Below are 20883 nucleotides of genomic sequence, written 5' to 3' on the forward strand. Positions count from 1 at the left end.
ACGTTTTGGTTTTTTAGAACGATCACTGCAACTGGCTACGCTTGCGCCGTATAGACATTAGAAGCGCGGAATGTATCTGGCGTGTGTCGGCGACGTATCGGAACGTATCGCCCAGATACTGGCACGCGCGCGCCGCCATCACTGACACATTTTGTGCGCCGCATCCAACGCGCGAGCAAAAAGTATCAGCGCCTTCGACCTTTTGCAGTGGCCCGCACTCGACCGCGACTACTACAGTTCTCGTCACCGTACGTCTGCTCTGCTGCCAACCGCAGCGCCCGTATGGCGATGACAAGAACATTCCAAAATGCGGAGACGAGCATGAAACCGATTCGATTGTTGACGGCCTGCACCGTGCTGGGCGCAGGCTTTCCCCTGCTGGCGGCGGCCCAGACCTGCAACGTTCCCGTGCTCAAGGTGCTCGCGCAAAAGAGCCTGGGCCTCACGGTCATGGAAAAGTCGCTGCCCGATTATCAGAAGCGCAGCGGCACCCGGATTGAGATCAATTACTTTGGCGAGAACGACCGTCGTTCGAAATCGCGGCTCGACGCGTCGACGGGTGCCGGTTCCTATCAGATCTACTACATTGATGAAGCGAACGTCGCCGAGTTCGCATCGGCGGGCTGGGTCGTGCCGCTTCTCAAGTACTACCCGAAAGACGCCGACTACGACGACTTTCTGCCCGGCCGCCGCGCGGTGGCAAGCTATAAGAACGTCGCGTATTTCGCCCCGCTCATCGGCGGCGGCGACTTTCTGTTTTACCGGCGCGACATTCTCGAGAAAGCGCATATACCCGTGCCGAAGACGCTCGACGAACTCGTCGCGGCCATCAAGAAGCTCAATGCACCGCCTAACATGTACGGCTGGGTCGCGCGCGGGCAACGCGGCTCGGGCATGAACGTGTGGCGCTGGGCGCCCTTCATGCTCGCCGAGGGCGGCACATGGACCGGCAAGAACCAGGCGCCGGACTTCAATTCGCCGGCCGCGGTGAAAGCCACGCTGCTCTATCGCGACCTCTTCAAATATGCGCCTCCGGGCGCGGCGACCTACGACTGGAGCAATGCGCTCGAAGCGTTCCGTTCCGGCAAGGTCGCCTTCATGATCGAATCGACGCCGTTCGCCGACTGGATGGAAGACCCCACGAAATCCAGTGTCGCGGATAAAGTCGGCTACGTCAGGCCGCCCGCACCGTTGCCCTCCGCTGCCTATGGCCACGGTCTCGCGATTTCTTCTGTCGGCGCAAAAGACGAATGCACGCGCCAGGCGGCCGGCAAGTTCATTGCGTGGGCGACGGGCAAGGACCAGGAGCAGGCGCGCCTGCGCGAGAACGTCTTTAGCGACTACAACCGCACGAGCACGATCAAAAGCGATTACTTCCAGAAGCATGTGAAGCCGCAGATCCTCGCCGGACTGAACGACACGAATCCGGTGACGAAGGTCACCATCTGGTCGAGTCCGCAATGGCCGGACATCGGCGACAACCTGGGCATCGCGCTCGAAGAAGTATTCACGGGCACGCAACCGGACGCTCAGGCAAGCCTCAACGACGCCGTTCAGTATGCCGAGGACGCGATGCAACACGGCGCGAAGAAGTAACGCCGACGCCACGCTGTTGGAGACGTGAATGTTCAATCGGGGCAAAACCAGCCTTCCGTTCGTGTTCCTTGGACCGCCTCTTGCCGTGATGGCGGTCCTCGGTCTCGTTCCTACCATCGCGGCCATCAATCTCGCGTTGAAGAACCGCGTGCTGCGCTACGCCGATAGCGACTATGTGTGGCTGCGCAATTTCGCGCGCCTGTTTTCGGACAGGCGCTTTGTCAACGCCATCGAAGTGTCGGCGATCTGGGAAATCGTCACCGTGCTCGGCGCGGTCGTGGTGGGCGTGGTGATCGCCATCTATCTGTTCGAGCAGGTGCATGGCCGCATGCGCGCCGTGATTTCGTTATTGCTGATCGTGCCGGTGCTGCTGCCGCGCGTGTCGGCGGCCTTCATCTGGAAGTTCATGTATTCGCCGCTGACCGGCATTCTTAGCTGGTTTCTCGGCTTGCTGGGCGTCGAGAACACCGCGTTTCTGTCCGATCCGCATCTTGCGTTGTATGCGGTGGCGCTAGTCGATATCTGGCAATGGGGACTGTTCTTCGCGGTGGTCGTATTGAAACTGCTTGAGACGCTGCCGCCCGAGCCGCTAGAAGCTGCGCGGCTCGACTATGCGCGCACCTGGCAGGTCTATGCGTACATCGCGTTGCCGATGCTGAAGGTGCCGATCATGAGCCTCGTGTTCATCAAGATGGTCGAATCGCTGCGCTCGTTCGATCTCGTCTATGTGATGACCAAGGGCGGCCCCGGCATCACCACGGAAACGCTGGACATGTATGCGTATTCGCAAGGCATCGGCTTGTCGGGCAAGGTCTCGTATGCATCGAGTATGGCCGTCCTGATGATGGTCGCGACCACGCTCATCTTCACTTTCATCTGGAAGCGGGTGAACAAATGGGAAGACTGATTTCGCGCAGCGCGGCGTGGTCGTTCGGCGTGGCGCTCGCGCTCGTTGCCGTCTTTCCGGTGTTGTGGGCTTTCCTCAATTCGTTGAAGAGCCTGCTCGATATCGTCACGCCGACGCCGCGCTTTATCTTCTCGCCGACGCTCGAGAACTACCGGCAAGTCGTGTCGAGTCCCGAGGTGCTGATCGGGCTCGGCAATAGCCTGTCTATCGTCGGCTTTGCGGTCATGCTCGGCGCGCTGCTCGGCGTACCGGCTGCGTATGTCATCGCTCGCTATCACGTACCGGGAAAGCGCGACATCCAGTTCTTTCTGCTGTCGCTGCGATTCCTGCCGCCTGTGGCCGTCGCAATTCCGCTGATCGCTATCTGGGTCGACCTCGGTCTGTACGACACGAAGTTGTCGATGGTGGTCACGTATCTGCTCGTCACGCTATCGACCATCACATGGCTGTCCATTCCCGTCTTCCAGCGTCTGCCGCGCGAAGTGGAAGAGGCCGCCACGCTCGACGGCTACGGCCCCTACGCGGTGTTCTGGCGGATCGCCTTGCCGATCAGCGCGACCACGTTGATGGGCGGCATCGTGTTCAGCTTCGTGCTGGTGTGGAACGAACTGATGATCGCGCTTGCCCTCACGTCATCGAGAAGCGCGACGCTGCCGGTCGTCGCATCCGCGTTCACATCGCTCGGACAGGAAGTGCCGTGGGGCGTGATCAACGCGTCGACGGTGCTGCTCGCGCTGCCTCCGATTATTTTTGTCGGCGTACTCGGCCGGCTGTTGAACTCAATGCTCAAAGGCAAGTAAGGAGACTCTTTTGAAAGCCCTCGTACTCGAAGAAGCACGGCAACTCGCGCTGCGCGATATCGACCTGCCGCTCGAAGTCGGTCCGCGCGATGTCCAGATCAAGATTCATACGGTGGGCGTGTGCGGAAGCGACGTGCATTACTACACGCACGGACGTATCGGTCCGTTCAAGGTCGAAGCGCCGATGGTGCTCGGCCACGAAGCATCCGGCACGGTAGTCGAAACCGGAAGCGAGGTGACGCATCTGCATGTCGGCGACCGCGTCTGCATGGAACCGGGCGTTCCGCAATTCGATTCGCCCGCCACCATGCGCGGCCTGTACAACCTGGACCCCGCCGTGCGCTTCTGGGCCACGCCGCCCATTCATGGCTGCCTGACGCCGTATGTCGTGCATCCCGCCGCTTTTACGTTCCGGCTTCCAGACAATGTGTCGTTCGCGGAAGGCGCGATTGTCGAGCCGCTCTCGATCGGCTTACAGGCCGCGAAGAAGGCTTCGATGAAACCGGGCGATGTCGCCGTGGTCATCGGCGCGGGGACGATCGGCGCGATGACCGCGCTCGCCGCGCTCGCAGGCGGCGCGTCGCGCGTGATTCTCGCCGACGTCATCAAGGAAAAGCTCGCGCTGTTCGCCGGCAATCCCGCAGTGACGACCGTCGATGTACGCGAGCAGCGGCTCTCCGATGTGGTTCGCGAAGTCACCACAAACTGGGGCGCCGACGTGGTATTCGAAGCGAGCGGCAACGCGCGCGTCTACGACGACCTGTTCGATCTGCTGTGCCCTGGCGGCTGTGCGGTGCTCGTCGGCATGCCGGTGGATCGCGTGCCGCTGGATGTCGTCGCGATGCAGGCGAAAGAAGCGCGCCTCGAATCGGTGTTCCGTTATGCGAATGTGTTTCCGCGCGCTCTCGCATTGATCAGCTCGGGCATGATCGACGTGAAGCCGTTCATCTCGCGCAAGTTCGCTTTCGCCGACGGCCTGAAGGCATTCGAGGAAGCGGCGGCAGCGCGCCCGCACGATGTGAAGATCCAGATAGAGATGGACTGAGTCATGGCGAAGATCGTTTGCAAGGGCCTTACCAAGCGTTATGACGGCGGACCGCCGGTGCTGCATCCGCTCGACATGGAAATCGACGACGGCGAGTTCGTCGTGCTGCTCGGGCCATCCGGTTGCGGCAAGTCCACGATGCTGCGCATGATCGCGGGTCTCGAAGGCATCAGCGGCGGCGACCTGGCGATCGGCGACAAGGTCGTGAACGATCTGCCGGCGCGCGAGCGCAACGTCGCAATGGTGTTCCAGAACTACGCGCTGTATCCGCACATGACCGTGTACGAGAACGTCGCGTTCGGCTTGCGGCGGTTGAAAGTTCCGGCTGCGGAGATCGACCGCCGCGTGCGCGAAGTCGCCGCGATGCTGAATCTCGACGCCTTGCTCGATCGCAAGCCACGCGCGATGTCGGGTGGTCAGCAGCAGCGCGCCGCCATCGCGCGGGCCATGATCAAGACGCCTGAAGTGTTTTTATTCGACGAGCCGCTGTCCAATCTCGACGCGAAACTGCGTGCGCAGTTGCGTGGCGACATCAAGCGCTTGCATCAGCGGCTGAAGACCACAACGGTGTATGTGACGCACGACCAGCTCGAAGCCATGACGCTCGCCGACCGCGTGATCCTGATGCGAGGCGGACGTATCGAGCAGGCCGGCACACCGTCCGATCTCTACCACTTTCCGCATACGCTGTTCGCCGCGGGCTTCATCGGCACACCCGCGATGAACTTCATGTCCGGGACCATTGAACGCACCGGCGACACCTGTTTCGTTCAGGTGCAAGGTCAGCGCTGGGCGCTCGCCGGGCCGCGCTTTGCGAAGTTGCAGTCGGGCCAGGCGGTCAAGCTCGCGATCAGGCCGAACTACCTGAAGGTCGCCTCCGCGAACGACGACATCGCGATGCTCAAGCTGCGCGGCAAAGTGGAACTGATCGAACTGCTGGGCGCGGAGGCGCTCGTCACGCTCGAATTCGCCGGCGAACGCCTCGCGGCTCTTGTGCCCGCAAGTGAATTGCCGGCGCTGGATAGCGTGGTAACGTTCCAGTTCAAACTAGCCGACCTGCACGTTTTCGACGCGCAGACGGAGCAGAATGTGTCCTTGCCCGTTGCTCACATGAGAGCGACATCGCCGGTTGATCCGCTGCGTCGGACCACGGGCGTGCAAGGAGCGGCTGTACATTGACGCAATAAGACGCGGCCCCGAGACAGCCGCCAAGGAGAAGCGCGATGAATCCGGACCTCGAACTGGTGCACACGCGGCGCGACGAGTCGTTCCGCGCCTGGGTGCATGACTATCCGCACACGGTGGCGAAGTGGCACTTTCATCCGGAGTACGAGATTCACGTCATACGCGCGTCGTCGGGCAAGTTCTTTGTTGGCGACTTTATCGGCGACTTTGCGCCAGGCAATCTTGTGATCACCGGGCCGAATCTGCCGCACAACTGGATTAGCGAAATCGGCGAACGCGAAACGGTGCCCTCGCGTGACGTGGTGCTGCAGTTTTCGCGCGATGCGATCGAACGCATGGCGGCCGCGTTCAATGAATTGCACTCCATTGTCAGTCTCGTCGACGACGCCGCGCGCGGCATCCAGTTTCCCGATGCCGTGGGTCTCGCCATCGCGCCGATGATGATGGAACTCGCCGCGTCGCACGGCTGCCGCCGCGTCGAACTATTGATGTCGATCTTCGACAGGTTGTCGTCGTGCAACGAGCGGGCCCTGCTCGCAGGGCCCGCCTACGACGTCAACGCGCATCGCTACATGCAGTCCACGATCAACCAGGTGCTGTCGTACATTCAGCAGAATCTTCCGGGCACTTTGCGCGAGGCCGATGTTGCGGAACTCGCCGGCATGAGCGTGAGCACATTCACTCGCTTTTTCCGCCGTCATACGGGATGTACGTTCGTGCAGTACCTGAACCGTTTGCGCATCAACGAGGCGTGCGAACTGCTGATGTGTTCGACGCTTAGCGTGACGGACATCTGCTATCGCGTCGGCTTTAACAACCTGTCGAATTTCAATCGCCAGTTTCTTTCGACGAAGGGGATGCCGCCGTCGAAGTTTCGCGCGCTGCATCAACTGAACGAACACGTAAACGAACACATCAACGAACACATGATCGCGGCCTGACGTCTTGCCTCGGCAACACACGACGGCCGCCACAACCGGGACGACACTCTTGACTTTCCTTGGAATCGACCTTGGGACATCCGAGGTCAAGGTACTGCTCACCGACGACGAATCGCAAACGCTTGCCACCGGCAGCGCACGGCTCGAAGTCGAAAAACTCCATCCTCACTGGTCCGAACAGAGCCCGCAGTCGTGGTGGCATGCCACGCTCGATGCCATCGCGCAAGTGCGTGCGTCGAATCCGGCAGGCTTTGCGGCGCTGCGCGGCATTGGCTTGTCGGGCCAGATGCATGGCGCGACGCTGCTCGATCGCGCGGGCCAGGTGCTGCGTCCAGCGATTCTCTGGAACGACACGCGCGCGGCTGCCGAATGCGTCGAACTCGAAGCGCTGGTGCCCGAATCGCGTTCGATCACCGGCAACCTCGCCATGCCGGGCTTCACCGCGCCGAAGCTTCTGTGGCTGTCCAAGTACGAGCCGGCCGTGTTCCGCGCAGCGCACAAGGTGCTGTTGCCGAAAGACTATCTCGCGTGGCGGCTCACGGGAGAATTCGTCTCGGACATGTCGGATGCGTCGGGCACGCTATGGCTCGACGTGGCGAAGCGCGACTGGTCGGACAGAATGCTTCACGCCACCGGGCTTTCGCGCGAGCACATGCCGAGGCTCGTCGAGGGCAGCGACGCAGCGGCACAGTTGAACGATACGTTGCGGCGCGAATGGGGCATTGCGAACCCGGTGCTGCTGTGCGGCGGTGCGGGCGACAACGCGGCGAGTGCAATCGGCATGGGCGTCGCCGAAGCCGGTAGCGCGTTTTTGTCGTTGGGTACATCGGGCGTGCTGTTTGCAGGCACCGACCGCTTTGCGCCGAATCCCACGCAGGCGGTACACGCGTTCTGCCATTGCTTGCCGGACCGCTGGCATCAGATGAGCGTGATCTTGTCGGCGGCTTCGAGTCTCTCATGGTTGTCCGGCGTGCTGAAGACCGACGTCGCCGAGCTTGCGGCCTCGGCCGAAACCGCCGATGTACGCAGCGCACCGCTGTTCCTGCCGTATCTGAGCGGCGAGCGCACGCCTCACAACGACGCGAACGCGAAGGGCGTGTTCTGGGGACTCACCGGCGCTCACACGAACGCCGACCTCGCGTACAGCGTGATGGAAGGCGTGGCCTTCGCGATGGCCGACGGTTATGCGGCGCTACAGGGCGCGGGGACCACGCTGGACACCGCGTCGTTCATCGGCGGCGGCTCGCGTAGCCGCTTCTGGGCCCAGCTTTGTGCAACCGCTACGGGCGTTGCCATGCGCCGTCACCAGGGCGGCGATGTCGGCGGAGCGTTGGGCGCCGCGCGGCTTGCGCGTCTGGCCGTGACGAAGGAGAGCGTCGCGCAGGTGTGTACGTCGCCGGCGACGATCGAGGTATGCGCGCCTGACGCGGCGCAACGAGGCTTAATCGAAGAGCGGCTTGCGCGGTATCGCAGGATCTATGCGGCGCTTAAGGACGAGTTCTCCCGATAGCGGTTCGTTACGTTCCAAGTCGCTCAATGTTTCGACAACGCAACCGCGCTTCAATGACCGAGGCGCGGCTGCGGTATTCCACATGGCAAGGGTTCCTGCCTACACCACACCGTTGACCCAACGCGGGCCACGGCTAAAGACTCCTGTCACCGAACGCCGCGAGAAGCATCGCGGCCTCCTCGCGAAGCTCCGCACACTGCCGCACCGCGTCGTCAGCGGGGTTCGCTCTTCCGATCGCGTCGAAAGCGGCCATCGCTACGCACAGTTCGTGCAGCAGGTCATCGGTTATGAAGGGGAGTTCGGAATCCATGCCCGCATTAACGACATTCCAACGGCCGACTTTAACGGCTAACTAGCCGGGCGCGTTTTTTCGGCGATATCGGCATTGCATGGGTGTCGCACACCGCTCCGCTAGAATGCGGGGGAACCCACATGTAAAAACCGGCGCTCTCCCTGCGCGGCCCGAGCCGATCGATCGGCTCACCGACCAGGGCAAACCCGGCATCAAGGAAATCGCATCGATGTTCGGCATTCACCGGTCCACTCTTTTTTCGTCTCCCGGGTCAGCGCCAGAGCCCCACAATAACGAGGTGAACATGCTGTCGCTGCGCAACAACAAAAACATCGCTGCATGGCACCTGGGACCGCGTGCCGTTTTTTATGGCGGCTTCTTCATCGCCATCGTGATGGTGTCGCTATGCGCCGCTTCGCTGTACCAGAGCCGGCAGGACGCGCTCGATCGGGCGCGCGAGACATCGCGCAACGTCGCACTGATCGCGGAGCGTGACATCGAGCGCAATTTCGAGTTGTACGGGCTTTCGCTTCAGTCGGTGGTTGACGGACTCGGCAACCGGGACGTGATGGCCTTGCCGCCCCGTCTGCGAAACCAGATCCTGTTCGACGGCGCCACCGCCGCAAAAAATCTCGGCTCGATGCTCGTGTTCGATGCGTCGGGCAAGATCATCATCGACGCGGGGAACGACGCGCCGCGCACCGGCAACTTTGCCGACCGCGATTACTTCGTCGTGCAGCGCGACAACCCCAACGCCGGCCTGTATGTCAGCGCACCGTTTCATTCGCGTCTGCGCAATGGTGCGCCCAGCATCGCGTTGAGCCGCCGCATATCGAACCCGGATGGTTCGTTCGCCGGCATCGCGCTGATGGCGATCAACCTCCAATATTTCCACGACCTGTTCGGCGGATTGTCGCTCGGACAGCACGGCGCCATTTCGCTGATCGCCCGCAATGGCCTGATGATCATGCGGCACCCTTACGATCCGAAGGTGATCGGACGCGACATCAGCAAGGCCAGCACTTTCAGGCAGTTCATGACCGCCGAGGAGGGCAGCTTTTCCGACACGTCGTCGATTGACGGCGTGCGTCGGCTCTACTACTTCCGCAACTTCCCGCACCTGCCGTTGATCATCATGGTGGCCGAAGCGGAGCCGGACATCTACGCGGCCTGGCATCGGCGGGCGCTCACAATCGGCTCGCTGATGAGCGCATTCGCTGTGGGATTCGTCGCGCTGTCGTTCGTGTTGGGCACGCAACTGCAGCGTCGGCTGCGCGCCGAATCGGAACTGCAATTGCTCGCGCGAACGGACAGTCTCACCGGTTTGCATAACCGGCGCACGCTTGGGGAGATTCTCGAACAGGAGTGGCGCCGCGCGAGGCGCACGCACAGCGTGTTCTCGCTGCTCTTTGTGGACATCGACCGCTTCAAGGCCTACAACGACACGTACGGCCATCAGGCCGGCGACGATGCGCTGGCCGCGGTCGCGCGCTGCATCGGCGATAACATCCGGCGACCGGCCGACACTGCGGCCCGCTATGGCGGTGAGGAGTTCATTGTCGTTCTGCCGGATACTCCGCCGCAAGGGGCGTCCGTTATCGCGGAGAAAATCCGGTCCGCGATCAACGAACTCGCGATCGAGCATGCAGGCAGCGAATATGGACGCGTGACCGCGAGTATCGGGTCCGCAAGCTGGTCGCCCGACCACGACGCCGATGTGACAACGGTCATCAAGGCCGCCGATGAGGCGCTCTATAACGCGAAGGCGACCGGACGTAATCGTGTTGCTAGTTGCTCGGAGTAAGGTGCGGGGTGCGGCTTCTTTGGACGCCATGCAAAAAGATTGGTAGGCCGTGGCGGATTCGAACCGCCGACCAACGGATTAAAAGTCCGCTGCTCTACCAGCTGAGCTAACGACCCACTCTCAACACGCCCGTTCGCCGCGAGCGTTTTTCAGGCCAAGGCGAACAGACAGCCGATAGCCGATAGCCGATAGCCGATGCCGCCCGCGCTAGCCAATCTCGATTGTCCGGCTAGCGGTTCGCGGCCGCTCCTGCTTCGGCACAGTTAAAGTTAGCACGCCTTTGTCGAATTTGGCCAGCGCGCGGTCCGGATCCGCCTCCTCCGGCATCGGGATCGTGCGCACGAAAGCGCCGTATGCACGCTCGAGCCGGTAACAACCGTCTTCCTCGCTGTGTACGTCCTGCTTTTTCTCGCCGCGCAACACGAGCGCGCCATCTTCGACACTCACGGTCAGATCCTCGCGCGCCATGCCCGGCAACTCGGCGGTCACGCGCAACACCTTGCCTTCGTCGACCACGTCGATGCGCGGCTGGAAACGCGACGAACTAAAGTCGCCGAACCATCGTTCGAGCGCGCCGCGGCCCGCGAACGGATCGTGGAAAAACTCCTCGACCGCACGCCACGGATCGCGCGGAAAAAGCCGCGAAATATCGGGCCACGCGGCACGCCACTGCTCGCTCGCCGGCGTATCCGGCGCACTGTCCGCTTGCTGCTTGCGCGCCGAGCCGCGAAGAAACTTGAAAGGGTTCCACTTTTTCGGATCGGTGTTCATCGCATCCTCCTTTACGTCTGGTACGAGAACCGCATATTCACCATAGCGCCGACGCCATGCCATCGCAAACATGGCGGAAGTGGCGGAAGTGGCGACATAACGCCGCCACCCGTTTCTCCTGTCGTCGTTGCGAATGCGCCGGGTCAGTTCGTCCGCACTTCGATGCGGCGCGGACGCGCTTCGTCGTGACGCGGAATCGTCAACTTCAACACGCCGTCCTTCAGATTCGCATCGATCTTCGACGTGTCGAAGTCGGCGCCGAGCGAAAACGCCCGCGCAAAACGCGGTTCGCGAATTTCCGCGTGCTGCAGACGCAGCCCGGCCGGCGTCGGCACCATCGCCTCGGCCTCGATATACAGATTGCCATCGTGGACTTTCACACTCAACCGCTCCTTCGTCACACCCGGCAAATCGGCCCACAGCGTAATGCCCTGACTGTCCTCGGACACGTCGACGGGCGGCGTCAGCGTGACGCGGCTTTGCGCGCGCTCGTCGTCGCGGCGCGTCACCGCGGTTTCGCTCGCCGTTTCGCTCGTGGCTTCATCTTTTCTCGCAAGTTCGGTTGTGTCGCTCATGATTGCCTCCTTACTTCACAATCTTCACGATTCGGTTCTCACCCAAAACATCATTGAACGGCAATGGCGCGCGGCTTCGACGACTCGCGCTTCGCCACGCTCACGACCAGACAGCCGTCGACATAACGTGCGCTGGCCTTGTCCGGGTCCGCATGCTGCGGCAATTCGATCGCGCGCCGGAACCGGCCGGCAAAACGCTCCTGCGCATAAGTGCGCATGTCGTCGCCGGCGGCTTCCCTCTGCGGGAATTCGCGCTCGCCGCTGATCGTCAGCAGACGCTTGTCGATCGATACATCGAGTTTCGCCGGGTCGATGCCCGGCGCGAACGCGACGATCTCGATGGACTCGTCCGTGCTGCCGATATTGATCCCCGGAAACGTGCCTGAACCCGCGGCGCGAATGCTCGTGGGAAAGCCGTCGAAGAGACTCGCGACCTGCCGTTGCAGGCGTTCGATATCGCCGGTCAATCCGGCGCTTGAGAAGAGATCGCTCATGGTGTTGCTCCTTCGCCCTGGGGCGAACCGGACCACGCGCTCCAGTTCGCCCGCCAAGGACATTCATCCACTGACAAACAAATCGAAACACGCAGCGCGTGCAACGCGACTGCTGAGCCGACAATAAAATAGGTCGGCGCCGAACGAATTTCAAGTACGGTTTTTGCAGAGTCGCCTAAGAAAGACCCGGCGCGAAAACGCGTGAGTCGCGCTGAAAAATTTTGTTACAAAGAGCCTGCTCGACACGCTCTTGAAGTCCCGCAACGAACCCCTATTTCGCTTTCCGCCAGGACACTGGCAACGGCTGCGCCCCAACGCGGGCGTCATCCATCTCGCTGTTCGCGCGCAGCCGGATTCCTTTTTGGTGATCTGTTATCGCACAGGAGATGGAAATGAAAATTCGTCCCCTCTACGACCGGGTTGTCGTCAAGCGAATCGAGCGGCAACGCACGACGGCATCCGGCATCGTCATCCCGGACTCCGCCGCCGAAAAGCCCGAACAGGGCGAGGTGATCGCGGTCGGTGACGGGCGTCTGCTGAAGGACGGCACCCGGCGTCCTCTCGAACTCAAGGTCGGCGACCACATACTCTTCGGCAAATATGCAGGCCAGACCGTCAAGATCGACGGCGAGGAACTGCTCGTGATGCGCGAAGAAGACGTGATTGGCGTATTCGAAGCCGACGCGGCCGCGCAGCGCAAAGCCGCGTGATAAACGTTCAAAGACTTTTCCCGGAGCAACAAGATGAGTGCGAAAGATGTCAGGTTTCACGACAGCGCCCGTAACCGGATCGTCAAGGGCGTGAACGTGCTGGCCGATGCGGTGAAAGTGACGCTCGGCCCCAAAGGCCGCAACGTCGTGATCGAGCGCAGCTTCGGCGCGCCGGTCATCACGAAAGACGGCGTGTCGGTGGCGAAAGAAATCGAACTGAAGGACCGCTTCGAGAACATGGGCGCGCAAGTCGTGAAGCAGGTCGCGTCTAAAACCGCCGACGTGGCCGGCGACGGCACCACGACCGCGACCGTGCTCGCGCAATCCATCGTGCAGGAAGGCATGAAGCACGTCGCCGCGGGCATGAATCCAATGGACCTGAAGCGCGGCATCGACAAGGCGGTCGCGGCCGTGCTGGACGAATTGCTGAAGACGTCCAAGCGTATTTCGACGAGCAAGGAAATCGCGCAGGTGGCGTCGATCTCCGCGAACGCCGACGAAGCGATCGGCAAGATCATCGCCGATGCAATGGACAAGGTCGGCAAGGAAGGCGTGATCACGGTCGAAGACGGCAAGTCGCTCGACAATGAACTCGACGTGGTCGAGGGCATGCAGTTCGATCGCGGCTATCTGAGTCCGTACTTCATCAACAATCCGGACAGGCAGGCCGCGTATCTCGACGATCCGCTGATCCTCGTGTACGACAAGAAGATCTCGGCGATCCGCGATTTGCTGCCGATACTCGAAGCCTCCGCGAAGGCAAGCAAGCCGCTTTTCATCATCGCGGAAGACGTCGAAGGCGAGGCGCTCGCCACGCTCGTCGTCAATTCGATGCGCGGCGTGCTGAAGGTCGCGGCCGTCAAGGCGCCGGGATTCGGCGACCGCCGCAAGGCGATGCTCGAGGACATCGCGGTGCTCACGGGCGCCACCGTCATCTCCGAAGAAACCGGCAAGCAGCTCGAGAAAGCGACGCTCGAAGATCTCGGCAGCGCAAAGCGTGTGGAAGTGCGCAAGGACGACACGATCATCATCGACGGCGCCGGTGACCAGCAGCAAATCGAGGCGCGCGTGAAGGCGATTCGCGCGCAGATCGCCGGGACCACCAGCGACTACGACCGCGAGAAACTGCAGGAACGCGTGGCGAAGCTCGCGGGCGGCGTCGCGGTCATCAAGGTGGGCGCGGCGACCGAAGTCGAGATGAAGGAAAAGAAAGACCGCGTCGACGATGCGTTGCACGCGACGCGCGCGGCCGTGGAAGAAGGCATCGTGCCGGGCGGCGGCGTGGCGCTGTTGCGTGCGCGTGCGGCCATCGCGGACCTGAAGGGCGCCAACGCCGATCAGGATGCCGGTATTCGCATCGTGCTGCGCGCGCTCGAAGCGCCGCTGCGCGTAATCGCTTCGAACGCGGGCGACGAGCCGTCGGTGGTCATCGCGAAGGTGCTCGAAGGCAAGGGCAATTTCGGTTACGACGCGGCCACGGGTCAGTACGGCGACCTCGTGGAAGCAGGTGTCGTCGATCCGACGAAGGTGACGCGCACGGCGCTGCAAAACGCGGCGTCGGTCGCCGGCCTCATTCTCACGACGGATGCAACCGTCGCCGAAGCACCGAAGGAAGAGAAGCCCGCCGCGGCGAACGCGCCCGAACTCGAGTACTAGGCAGAGTACCAAGCAAAGTACTGAGCAGAGTACAAAGGAGAAGGTTCGGCTGCCATTGCCGGGCTCACGTCCGGCACGGCTCCAGTTCGGCTCCGCTGTCCGTTCGCGGCTGGCGGAGCCGCTTTTTGCATGAGCCGCAGCCGGTTTGCGTGGGATTCGAAACGATCGAATACGTATGGAACTGACGCTCACTATCGACTCGCGTCCACTGGCGCTCGAACTGGACGACGTGGTGGCGGGCCTGCTTGCCGCTCGCCTGAACCTGCCCTCGAACACCGACACGCGCGCGGCGCTCTCGCGCTATCTGAGCGATGCCGGCGGGCCGTGGATGCTCGACGAAAATCACATGCGCAAGCGCATCATGCGCCGCCTCATACTCGACATCGCCGATCCCGCGCTGGTGATCCGCTATCTGATGATCGAGCAACCGCATTGAACGGCGCGGGTCTGTCTATGCGGCTATCGTTCCTTCCTTCGACGAAACGCCCACCATGCCGCCAGTCCCGTGAAGCAGGCGACGAGCACGACCAACACCCAGAAGCCGTGATGGTTCTCGGCAAACGGAATGCCGCCCACGTTCATACCGAAGAAGCCCGCGACGATATTGATCGGCATCGCGAGAACCGTGACCAGCGTTAGCGTAAACAGCGTGCGGTTATTCTGTTCTTCGAGCCGCGAAATAATCTCTTCCTGCAATAGCCTGACGCGTTCGATCAGCCCGGCCATGTCGGAGAGCACCACGGAGAACTCTTCCGTCGACTCGCGCAAATCCTGTACGTCTTCCGGATGAAGCCAGCGCGGCGGTCTCGCGAGCAGGCGGAAGATCGCGCCCGGCTCCGGCGCGAGCATCCGTTGCAAGCGCGTCAGCATGCGTCGCATGGCGCCCAGATCGAGCCGGTTTTGCGTGGGCCGCTGCGAGAGAAAACGGTCTTCGATACGGTCGATATCGGCGCTCGTGCGTCGAACGATCTGCACGAGCAGATCCGCCTGATCGCGCATCAGATGAACCAGCAGTTCGACCGGCGAGCGGAAAATTTCGCCCTCTTTCACCGACGCGCGCAAGCGGTCCACCGAACGCAGCGGCTTGAGCCGCGCCGTCACGATGATCCGCTGATGTGCGTAGATCCACAGTGTCGCAATCTCGGACGGCGTGAACTCGAGGTTGAACATCACGTCGTTAACCACGGCGCGCAATGCGCCGTCGGCCTGCTCGATACGCGTGGAATGCGAGCCTTCACGCAACGCGTCGAAAAACGTCTCGGGCAGATCGAGTTGCGCGTGCATCCAACGCTCGGCCGCGCTGTGCGCGAGATTGAAATGCAGCCACAGAAATTCGTCCGCATGCGAAGCGCCGTTTTGCTGCGCGCGCAGCCATTCGAGCGCTTCGTCGGCGGAAATGGGCCGGCCCGGTTGCGTGGGCGAAAAGACGAAGCCGCACACAATGCCGGACGAATCCGAGCCATAAGTTTGCAGCAGAAGTTCAGATTTCATAAGTCTTTCAGACCTTGCTTTCCGCTTGCGGTTTGTGATGACACTCGCAATTTACCAGTCCAACATGAAGCCGCAATGGCCGTCATATTGCCTCAACTCGAGCGTCGCCACGACGCTCGCAACATTGAGCGATTGCTTCATAGTGAATATCAATCATCCGCAAACCTTTGCGGCCTCTTACCTGGGAGTAACCGCCCTACGGTCAAGAAGAAGCGCGCCGTTATTGCGTGTGGCGCCAGCGAAAACCGATTTCCAACCGTCTGCTGCTGACCCCGGATTGTCCGGGCATCCGAAGTCTTCAAATAGTTTTCGGCCAAACATGTGGGCGACTGGAGTCCCGAATCATGAACTTTCATAATCTGTCGGAAAAGGCGAAGCTGACTGCCGCGTTCGGTTCGCTTGCGGTCGTCGTGATGATCGTCTCCGGCATATCGCTGATCGCGCTTAACGACGCGAACGAGCGCTTCGCCGGGTTCATCAGCGGCATCAATGCGCGTGCGCAGATGGCCGAGTCGGTGCGAAACGCGGTCAGCGACCGCGCGATTGCAGTGCGTAATCTCGTGCTTGTTTCATCGCCGGCGGATATCGAGGTCGAGAAGGCCGCGGTGCTCGACGCGGAGAAGCGCGTCGAGAGCCGCCTCGACAAATTCAACGCGATGGTGGCCAGCGCGAAAGACATCAGCGAAAACGCGCGCACGCTCGCCGCGGAAATATCGCGTATCGAACAGCTTTATCGGCCCGTCGCGCTCGAGATCGACCGGCTCGCGGCGAGCGGACAGCGCGATGCCGCCATCGCCGACATCGCCAGCAAATGCCGTCCGCTGTTGACCGCATTGACGAAAGCGGCGAACGCGTACCTGGACGCCACGCATGAACGCGCCGTAGAAATGGCGAAGGAGTCGGCCGAGCGCCTGGCGCATGAGCGCAATCTGCTGATTGCCTTCTGCGTTGCCGCGATGGCGCTTGCAATCGGCGCCGGCATCGTCATCACGCGCGGTTTGATGCGTGCGCTTGGCGCCGAACCGGTCGCGCTCGCCGAAGTCACGCGGCGCGTCGCGGAAGGCGATCTGCGCGCGGTGCCTGGCGCCAGCAATGCGCCGGCAGGGAGCGTGCTTGCATCGATGGGCGAAATGCAGTCGAGCCTCGTTCGTCTGATCGGCAACGTTCGCCATGCCGCTGACAGCATCGCGACCGGTTCCAGCCAGATCGCGTCGGGCAACGTCGATCTGTCGTCGCGCACGGAACAGCAGGCGTCGTCCCTCCAGGAGACCGCATCGAGCATGGAAGAACTGACGACCACGGTGAAGCAGAACGCGGAAAACGCGCAGCAGGCGAGTACCTTGTCGGCCAATGCGTCCGACGTGGCGTCGAAGGGCAATGGCGTCGTCGGTGAAATGGTCGGCACGATGGGCGAGATCAGCGAAAACTCAACGCGCATCGCGGAGATCACCGGCATGATCGAAGGCATTGCGTTTCAGACGAATATTCTCGCGCTCAATGCCGCTGTCGAAGCGGCGCGTGCCGGCGAGCAGGGCCGCGGCTTCGCCGTGGTGGCAAGCGAAGTGCGCAATCTTGCGCAGCGTTCGTCGAGCGCGGCAAAGGAGATCAAAGATCTGATCAGCACATCCGTGCAGAAGATCCGCGACGGTTCGTCGCTCGCGGACAAGGCCGGCATGACGATGGCCGAAGTCACTCAGGCAGTCGCTCGCGTGACCGACATCATGGGCGAAATCGCGGCGGCCTCTGCGGAACAGAGCCGCGGTATCGAACAGGTCAATCAGGCGATCACGCAGATGGACGAGGTCACGCAACAGAACGCCGCGCTGGTGGAAGAAGCCGCGGCTGCATCAAAATCGCTCGAAGATCAGGGCCGGCAATTGAATCAGTCGGTGTCGTTCTTCCGTCTCGAAGGCGTATAAAGGCGGCTGCCGAACTACCGCTTCGCGGCGGTGACGAGTTGCAGTGGCGTCTCTATCGTTCGCGATAATTCGCCCTGCTTTCTCTGCTCCGTCACCGCCTTTAGCGCGACGTCCATGCCGAACACCGCTTGCCGGTCGGCGAACTGATTGACGGTGGCGAGTACGTGGCCGTCCGCGATCAACGGCTTGATCGCTTCAATCGCGTTATAGCCGGTGATGTACACGCCGCCCGTTCGGCCCGCGTCGCGAACGGCGTCCGCCGCGCCCATTGCCATGTTGTCGTTCGCACATAGCAAGCCGCGAATCTGCGGATGCTGGCCGAGTATTTTCGACGCAATGTCGCGGCCTTTGCCATATTCCCAGTCGCCGGCCTCGGTCGCGACGAGCTGCATGCCCGCCGCGTTCATCGCTTCCTTGTAGCCGGCCGTGCGTTGCTGCGCGTTGCGATCCGCTGCGATGCCTTCGATGATCGCGACCTGATCGCCGGGCTTCAGCCGCTCGACGAGATAGTTGGCCACCAGCATCGCGCCCTTGCGATTATCGGGGCCGACAAACGGCACGGAGATTTTCGCTGCGTCCTGCAAGGCGTCGTCGAGCGGATTGTCGATGCTGACCACGATGATGCCCGCCTTGATCGCGCGCGCGACCACCGACGTCAATCCTTTCGAGCCCGACGGCGCAATCACGATCGCGTTCATCTTCGCGCGGATCAGGTCTTCGACAATGCGGATCTGCCCCGCCGTATCGGGCTCCGTCGCTGTTCCGCGCACCGTCAACGCGAATTGCGACGCGTAGTGCTGTTGATAATTTTTGGCCGCGTTCGCCATCGCGGCGGTGAAGGGATCGCTGAGCGACTTCAGCACGAGCGCGATCTTCGGCATGCCGCCTTCCACGGTTGCCGCGCCGGCCGCACGCGTGAGACCGGCCGCAGCCAGCGCACCGGCGATCAGCACGCGGCGGCGCATTCTCTGCGTCATCGTTTCTCTCCTTCGTGGCGGCGCCCGTCAATTGCATGAACGCCAACGGATGAACGCGGACCGATAGGACCGCAAGCGGCTTGCCTGTTCGACATCAACGAGCTTTCAGCACGAGCAGCTCGGATGCGATCTGCTCGAATGGTGGCCGCTTGTCGACGTCTTCGCTCAGGCAACTGTCGCGCAAGCTCGCGAGCTTGACGGCGACATCTGCTTGCACACGCGAATCGCTCCAGTCGCAACGGGTCATCAATTCCTCGAGCAGGCAACCATATGCTCTCACTTCGAGACGCTCCAGCGCCACGCCTGCTTCGCGGTTCTCCGTCGAATAGAAAGAAGCCGCGCCGAAGTCTCCTAACAATACACGTGCCTGGCCGTCATGTAGAATGTTATGCGCGTACAGGTCGCCGTGCATGACGCCTCGCCGGTGCAAATGACTGGCCGCCGATGCAATGCCGTGCGCCATGTCGACCACGTCGGCTGCGTTGAAACGCACGTCGGCCGCGTAGATGTCGCGCGTGCACGATTCGAAGCTCGGCGGCCCCGCCAGATTGCGGTATTGCGGGTCGATCAGTTCCATCACGAGTCCGTGCGCGTTGTCCGGATGGTCCTTCACTTTTCCGGCTACTGCGATCAGGTTGGGATGATCGCCGGATCGAATGCAAGCGGCCATTTCGCAGTCGGGCAAACCATCGCTCGTAACGGCGCCCTTGAACAGCTTGACCGCGACGCGCCGCGCGGTGTTCTCGTGCGTGCGCAGTTCCGCGCGATAGATCACGCCCGAAGCGCCCTCGCCCAATTGCTCATGCAAACGCAGATCGTTCCAGCCAATTTCGGCGATGGGCGTATCGTCCATCGCCGCCGCTTCGAGCGCTTCGCCAAATGGGTTGCCCGCATAAGCGAGCCATGCGAGCCGCGGCATATGAAATAACCATGCCGGCAATTCATCGAGTCGATTGGCGGCAAGCCGCAGCAACTCGAGCCGCGAACACGCGGCCAGTTGTTCGGGAAGAAAGCGCAGACGATTACCTGCCAGCATCAATTTCTGCAAATGCGTGCAGTGACCGATTTCTGGCGGCAGCGCGTCGACCTCGTTGTCGGTGAGAATCAGCCAGCGCAGACGCGGCGGCAACGCAGTCCCCGCGACGGTGCGAATGCGATTCGCCTTGAAGCCGATCATGCTCAATTGCGGGCATTGTCCGAGCACCGGCGGCAACTCGGTGAACGGGTTATTCGATGCAAACAGAATGCGCAGTTCGCGTAGCCGCGCGAAATCGTCGGGCAAGGTGGTGAGCGCGTTGCCGGAAAGATCGAGAACTTCGAGGGTGTCGGCGAGATCGAGAATCTCGCGTGGAAATTCGCTGAGCCCGCACGCGAGTTTCAAGCGGCGTGTGCCCGCGAGTTGGCCCGCTCTCAGTTGTTCAAGTGTCGTGGTCACAGTGGTAGAAATATCCGGTGGCTGCGGTCCGTCGTGCTGGTAGGGTCGATTTTACTGGGTGACGTGCGGCGCGGCTTGCTGCGTGATGGCGATCGCTCACCCTCTGCTGCACAAATCCTTCATACTTGACGACGAAAATACGCAGGAGCAGACAAGTGACTTACGCCTACAAGCTGATGGATTCTCCGGTCGGCCAATTGAAGCTCGTCGCCCGCGGCGATCGGTTGACCGCCATTCTGTGGGAGAACGACAAGCCGAACCGCGTGCGGCTCGGTGAGTTGGTGCTCGCCGACGATCGACCGATCCTGCTCGAAACCGAGCGTCAGTTGCACGAGTACTTCGCGGGCAACAGAGACGCGTTCGATCTCGCACTCGACTTTCAGGGCACCGAGTTTCAGAAGAAAGTGTGGGCCGCGTTGTTGACGATCCCATTTGGCCAGACACGTACTTATGCGCAGATCGCCGCGCAGATCGGCAATGTCAACGCCGTGCGTGCAGTGGGTGCCGCCAACGGTCGGAATCCTGTTTCGATTGTGGCGCCGTGCCACCGCGTGATAGGCGCATCCGGCGACCTCACGGGCTTTGCGGGTGGGTTGGCGAACAAGATGCTGTTACTCGCGCTGGAAGCAGGGCAAACGTCGCTTGAAGCCGGCGCCGATGTGCAAACGCAAGTCACTGCAGCGACTACCAAAGCCGCCGCAAAATGCTCACGCGCTGCGGCGCCTCGCGGCATGCAGAGTTCGTTGTTCGGCAATTGACGGCATCGGCGGAATGC

At 61.8% G+C, this 20883-nt stretch carries 20 protein-coding genes and 1 tRNA gene; 14 read left to right on the plus strand and 7 right to left on the minus strand.

Going from position 1 to position 20883, the window contains the following annotated elements; genetic code table 11:
• The first annotated feature begins 321 nt into the window (after window positions 1–321).
• The 9 genes from P0D87_RS20900 to P0D87_RS20940 all read left to right on the plus strand — a co-directional run bounded on the left by P0D87_RS20900 (window position 322) and on the right by P0D87_RS20940 (window position 10080).
• Complete coding sequence (locus P0D87_RS20900; protein ID WP_053859908.1) at window positions 322–1596, plus strand: ABC transporter substrate-binding protein; 1275 nt, start codon at window positions 322–324, stop codon at window positions 1594–1596.
• Between the two features lie 28 nt (window positions 1597–1624).
• On the plus strand, window positions 1625–2503 hold the full coding sequence (locus P0D87_RS20905; protein ID WP_006047172.1) for a carbohydrate ABC transporter permease: 879 nt from the start codon (window positions 1625–1627) through the stop codon (window positions 2501–2503).
• Window positions 2491–3303 carry a carbohydrate ABC transporter permease gene (locus P0D87_RS20910; protein ID WP_053859907.1) on the plus strand — a complete coding sequence of 271 codons (813 nt, stop codon included), beginning with the start codon at window positions 2491–2493 and terminating at the stop codon, window positions 3301–3303. Before P0D87_RS20905 ends, P0D87_RS20910 begins: the two co-directional genes overlap by 13 nt.
• 10 nt (window positions 3304–3313) lie before the next feature.
• The gene (locus P0D87_RS20915) at window positions 3314–4348 is read left to right on the plus strand and encodes an NAD(P)-dependent alcohol dehydrogenase (RefSeq protein ID WP_053859906.1); all 1035 of its coding nucleotides are present in this window, start codon (window positions 3314–3316) and stop codon (window positions 4346–4348) included.
• 3 nt (window positions 4349–4351) lie between these two features.
• Window positions 4352–5527, plus strand: a complete 1176-nt coding sequence (locus P0D87_RS20920; protein ID WP_053859905.1) for an ABC transporter ATP-binding protein — start codon at window positions 4352–4354, stop codon at window positions 5525–5527.
• A 44-nt stretch (window positions 5528–5571) separates the two neighbouring features.
• A complete protein-coding gene (locus P0D87_RS20925; RefSeq protein ID WP_053859904.1) occupies window positions 5572–6474 on the plus strand; it encodes an AraC family transcriptional regulator in 903 nt (300 codons plus the stop codon).
• Window positions 6475–6523: 49 nt separating this feature from the next.
• Window positions 6524–7984, plus strand: a complete 1461-nt coding sequence (gene xylB, locus P0D87_RS20930) for a xylulokinase (protein ID WP_053859903.1) — start codon at window positions 6524–6526, stop codon at window positions 7982–7984.
• Window positions 7985–8066: 82 nt separating this feature from the next.
• The gene (locus P0D87_RS20935; protein WP_132384542.1) at window positions 8067–8336 is read left to right on the plus strand and encodes a hypothetical protein; all 270 of its coding nucleotides are present in this window, start codon (window positions 8067–8069) and stop codon (window positions 8334–8336) included.
• Window positions 8337–8580: 244 nt separating this feature from the next.
• On the plus strand, window positions 8581–10080 hold the full coding sequence (locus tag P0D87_RS20940) for a sensor domain-containing diguanylate cyclase (RefSeq protein WP_029966954.1): 1500 nt from the start codon (window positions 8581–8583) through the stop codon (window positions 10078–10080).
• A gap of 40 nt (window positions 10081–10120) precedes the next feature.
• Here the strand turns inward: P0D87_RS20940 and P0D87_RS20945 are convergent.
• From P0D87_RS20945 to P0D87_RS20960, 4 genes are all read right to left on the minus strand, one after another.
• Window positions 10121–10196, minus strand: a tRNA-Lys gene (locus tag P0D87_RS20945).
• 91 nt (window positions 10197–10287) lie between these two features.
• A complete protein-coding gene (locus P0D87_RS20950; protein ID WP_006047180.1) occupies window positions 10288–10851 on the minus strand; it encodes an Hsp20/alpha crystallin family protein in 564 nt (187 codons plus the stop codon).
• 143 nt (window positions 10852–10994) lie between these two features.
• Complete coding sequence (locus P0D87_RS20955; protein WP_029966956.1) at window positions 10995–11426, minus strand: Hsp20/alpha crystallin family protein; 432 nt, start codon at window positions 11424–11426, stop codon at window positions 10995–10997.
• A 50-nt stretch (window positions 11427–11476) separates the two neighbouring features.
• Complete coding sequence (locus tag P0D87_RS20960; RefSeq protein ID WP_053859902.1) at window positions 11477–11920, minus strand: Hsp20/alpha crystallin family protein; 444 nt, start codon at window positions 11918–11920, stop codon at window positions 11477–11479.
• A 392-nt stretch (window positions 11921–12312) separates the two neighbouring features.
• Between P0D87_RS20960 and P0D87_RS20965 the strand changes: the two genes are divergently transcribed.
• The 3 genes from P0D87_RS20965 to P0D87_RS20975 all read left to right on the plus strand — a co-directional run bounded on the left by P0D87_RS20965 (window position 12313) and on the right by P0D87_RS20975 (window position 14722).
• Window positions 12313–12630, plus strand: coding sequence for a co-chaperone GroES (locus P0D87_RS20965; protein ID WP_053860797.1), 318 nt, complete (start codon window positions 12313–12315; stop codon window positions 12628–12630).
• Between the two features lie 33 nt (window positions 12631–12663).
• Window positions 12664–14286: a chaperonin GroEL gene (gene groL, locus P0D87_RS20970; protein ID WP_029966961.1), complete on the plus strand. Its 1623-nt coding sequence runs from the start codon at window positions 12664–12666 to the stop codon at window positions 14284–14286.
• A 175-nt stretch (window positions 14287–14461) separates the two neighbouring features.
• Window positions 14462–14722, plus strand: a complete 261-nt coding sequence (locus tag P0D87_RS20975; RefSeq protein ID WP_029966963.1) for a hypothetical protein — start codon at window positions 14462–14464, stop codon at window positions 14720–14722.
• Window positions 14723–14745: 23 nt separating this feature from the next.
• Here the strand turns inward: P0D87_RS20975 and P0D87_RS20980 are convergent, their stop codons facing one another.
• Window positions 14746–15777, minus strand: coding sequence for a transporter (locus P0D87_RS20980; RefSeq protein ID WP_053859901.1), 1032 nt, complete (start codon window positions 15775–15777; stop codon window positions 14746–14748).
• A gap of 344 nt (window positions 15778–16121) precedes the next feature.
• Between P0D87_RS20980 and P0D87_RS20985 the strand changes: the two genes are divergently transcribed.
• Window positions 16122–17696, plus strand: a complete 1575-nt coding sequence (locus P0D87_RS20985) for a methyl-accepting chemotaxis protein (RefSeq protein ID WP_053859900.1) — start codon at window positions 16122–16124, stop codon at window positions 17694–17696.
• 14 nt (window positions 17697–17710) lie between these two features.
• On the opposite strand, the gene P0D87_RS20990 is transcribed toward P0D87_RS20985, so the two are convergent.
• Window positions 17711–18673, minus strand: coding sequence for a substrate-binding domain-containing protein (locus P0D87_RS20990; RefSeq protein ID WP_006047189.1), 963 nt, complete (start codon window positions 18671–18673; stop codon window positions 17711–17713).
• 94 nt (window positions 18674–18767) lie between these two features.
• Window positions 18768–20108 carry a leucine-rich repeat-containing protein kinase family protein gene (locus P0D87_RS20995; protein WP_053859899.1) on the minus strand — a complete coding sequence of 447 codons (1341 nt, stop codon included), beginning with the start codon at window positions 20106–20108 and terminating at the stop codon, window positions 18768–18770.
• Window positions 20109–20263: 155 nt separating this feature from the next.
• Here P0D87_RS20995 and P0D87_RS21000 point away from each other — a divergent pair, with 155 nt between their 5' ends.
• Window positions 20264–20866 carry a methylated-DNA--[protein]-cysteine S-methyltransferase gene (locus tag P0D87_RS21000; protein WP_053859898.1) on the plus strand — a complete coding sequence of 201 codons (603 nt, stop codon included), beginning with the start codon at window positions 20264–20266 and terminating at the stop codon, window positions 20864–20866.
• The last annotated feature ends 17 nt before the right edge of the window (window positions 20867–20883 follow it).

The sequence above is a fragment of the Paraburkholderia sp. RL17-368-BIF-A genome (assembly GCF_046054045.1).
Lineage (GTDB): Bacteria > Pseudomonadota > Gammaproteobacteria > Burkholderiales > Burkholderiaceae > Paraburkholderia > Paraburkholderia graminis.

What these genes read in the sequence shown, in the direction of transcription:
- P0D87_RS20900 (WP_053859908.1), top strand. Translation starts at nt 322, where the DNA reads ATGAAACCGATTCGATTGTTGACGGCCTGCACCGTGCTGGGCGCAGGC.
- P0D87_RS20905 (WP_006047172.1), top strand. Translation starts at nt 1,625, where the DNA reads ATGTTCAATCGGGGCAAAACCAGCCTTCCGTTCGTGTTCCTTGGACCG.
- P0D87_RS20910 (WP_053859907.1), top strand. Translation starts at nt 2,491, where the DNA reads ATGGGAAGACTGATTTCGCGCAGCGCGGCGTGGTCGTTCGGCGTGGCG.
- P0D87_RS20920 (WP_053859905.1), top strand. Translation starts at nt 4,352, where the DNA reads ATGGCGAAGATCGTTTGCAAGGGCCTTACCAAGCGTTATGACGGCGGA.
- P0D87_RS20925 (WP_053859904.1), top strand. Translation starts at nt 5,572, where the DNA reads ATGAATCCGGACCTCGAACTGGTGCACACGCGGCGCGACGAGTCGTTC.
- P0D87_RS20935 (WP_132384542.1), top strand. Translation starts at nt 8,067, where the DNA reads ATGGCAAGGGTTCCTGCCTACACCACACCGTTGACCCAACGCGGGCCA.
- P0D87_RS20940 (WP_029966954.1), top strand. Translation starts at nt 8,581, where the DNA reads ATGCTGTCGCTGCGCAACAACAAAAACATCGCTGCATGGCACCTGGGA.
- P0D87_RS20950 (WP_006047180.1), bottom strand. Translation starts at nt 10,851, where the DNA reads ATGAACACCGATCCGAAAAAGTGGAACCCTTTCAAGTTTCTTCGCGGC.
- P0D87_RS20955 (WP_029966956.1), bottom strand. Translation starts at nt 11,426, where the DNA reads ATGAGCGACACAACCGAACTTGCGAGAAAAGATGAAGCCACGAGCGAA.
- P0D87_RS20960 (WP_053859902.1), bottom strand. Translation starts at nt 11,920, where the DNA reads ATGAGCGATCTCTTCTCAAGCGCCGGATTGACCGGCGATATCGAACGC.
- P0D87_RS20965 (WP_053860797.1), top strand. Translation starts at nt 12,313, where the DNA reads ATGAAAATTCGTCCCCTCTACGACCGGGTTGTCGTCAAGCGAATCGAG.
- groL (WP_029966961.1), top strand. Translation starts at nt 12,664, where the DNA reads ATGAGTGCGAAAGATGTCAGGTTTCACGACAGCGCCCGTAACCGGATC.
- P0D87_RS20975 (WP_029966963.1), top strand. Translation starts at nt 14,462, where the DNA reads ATGGAACTGACGCTCACTATCGACTCGCGTCCACTGGCGCTCGAACTG.
- P0D87_RS20980 (WP_053859901.1), bottom strand. Translation starts at nt 15,777, where the DNA reads ATGAAATCTGAACTTCTGCTGCAAACTTATGGCTCGGATTCGTCCGGC.
- P0D87_RS20985 (WP_053859900.1), top strand. Translation starts at nt 16,122, where the DNA reads ATGAACTTTCATAATCTGTCGGAAAAGGCGAAGCTGACTGCCGCGTTC.
- P0D87_RS20990 (WP_006047189.1), bottom strand. Translation starts at nt 18,673, where the DNA reads ATGACGCAGAGAATGCGCCGCCGCGTGCTGATCGCCGGTGCGCTGGCT.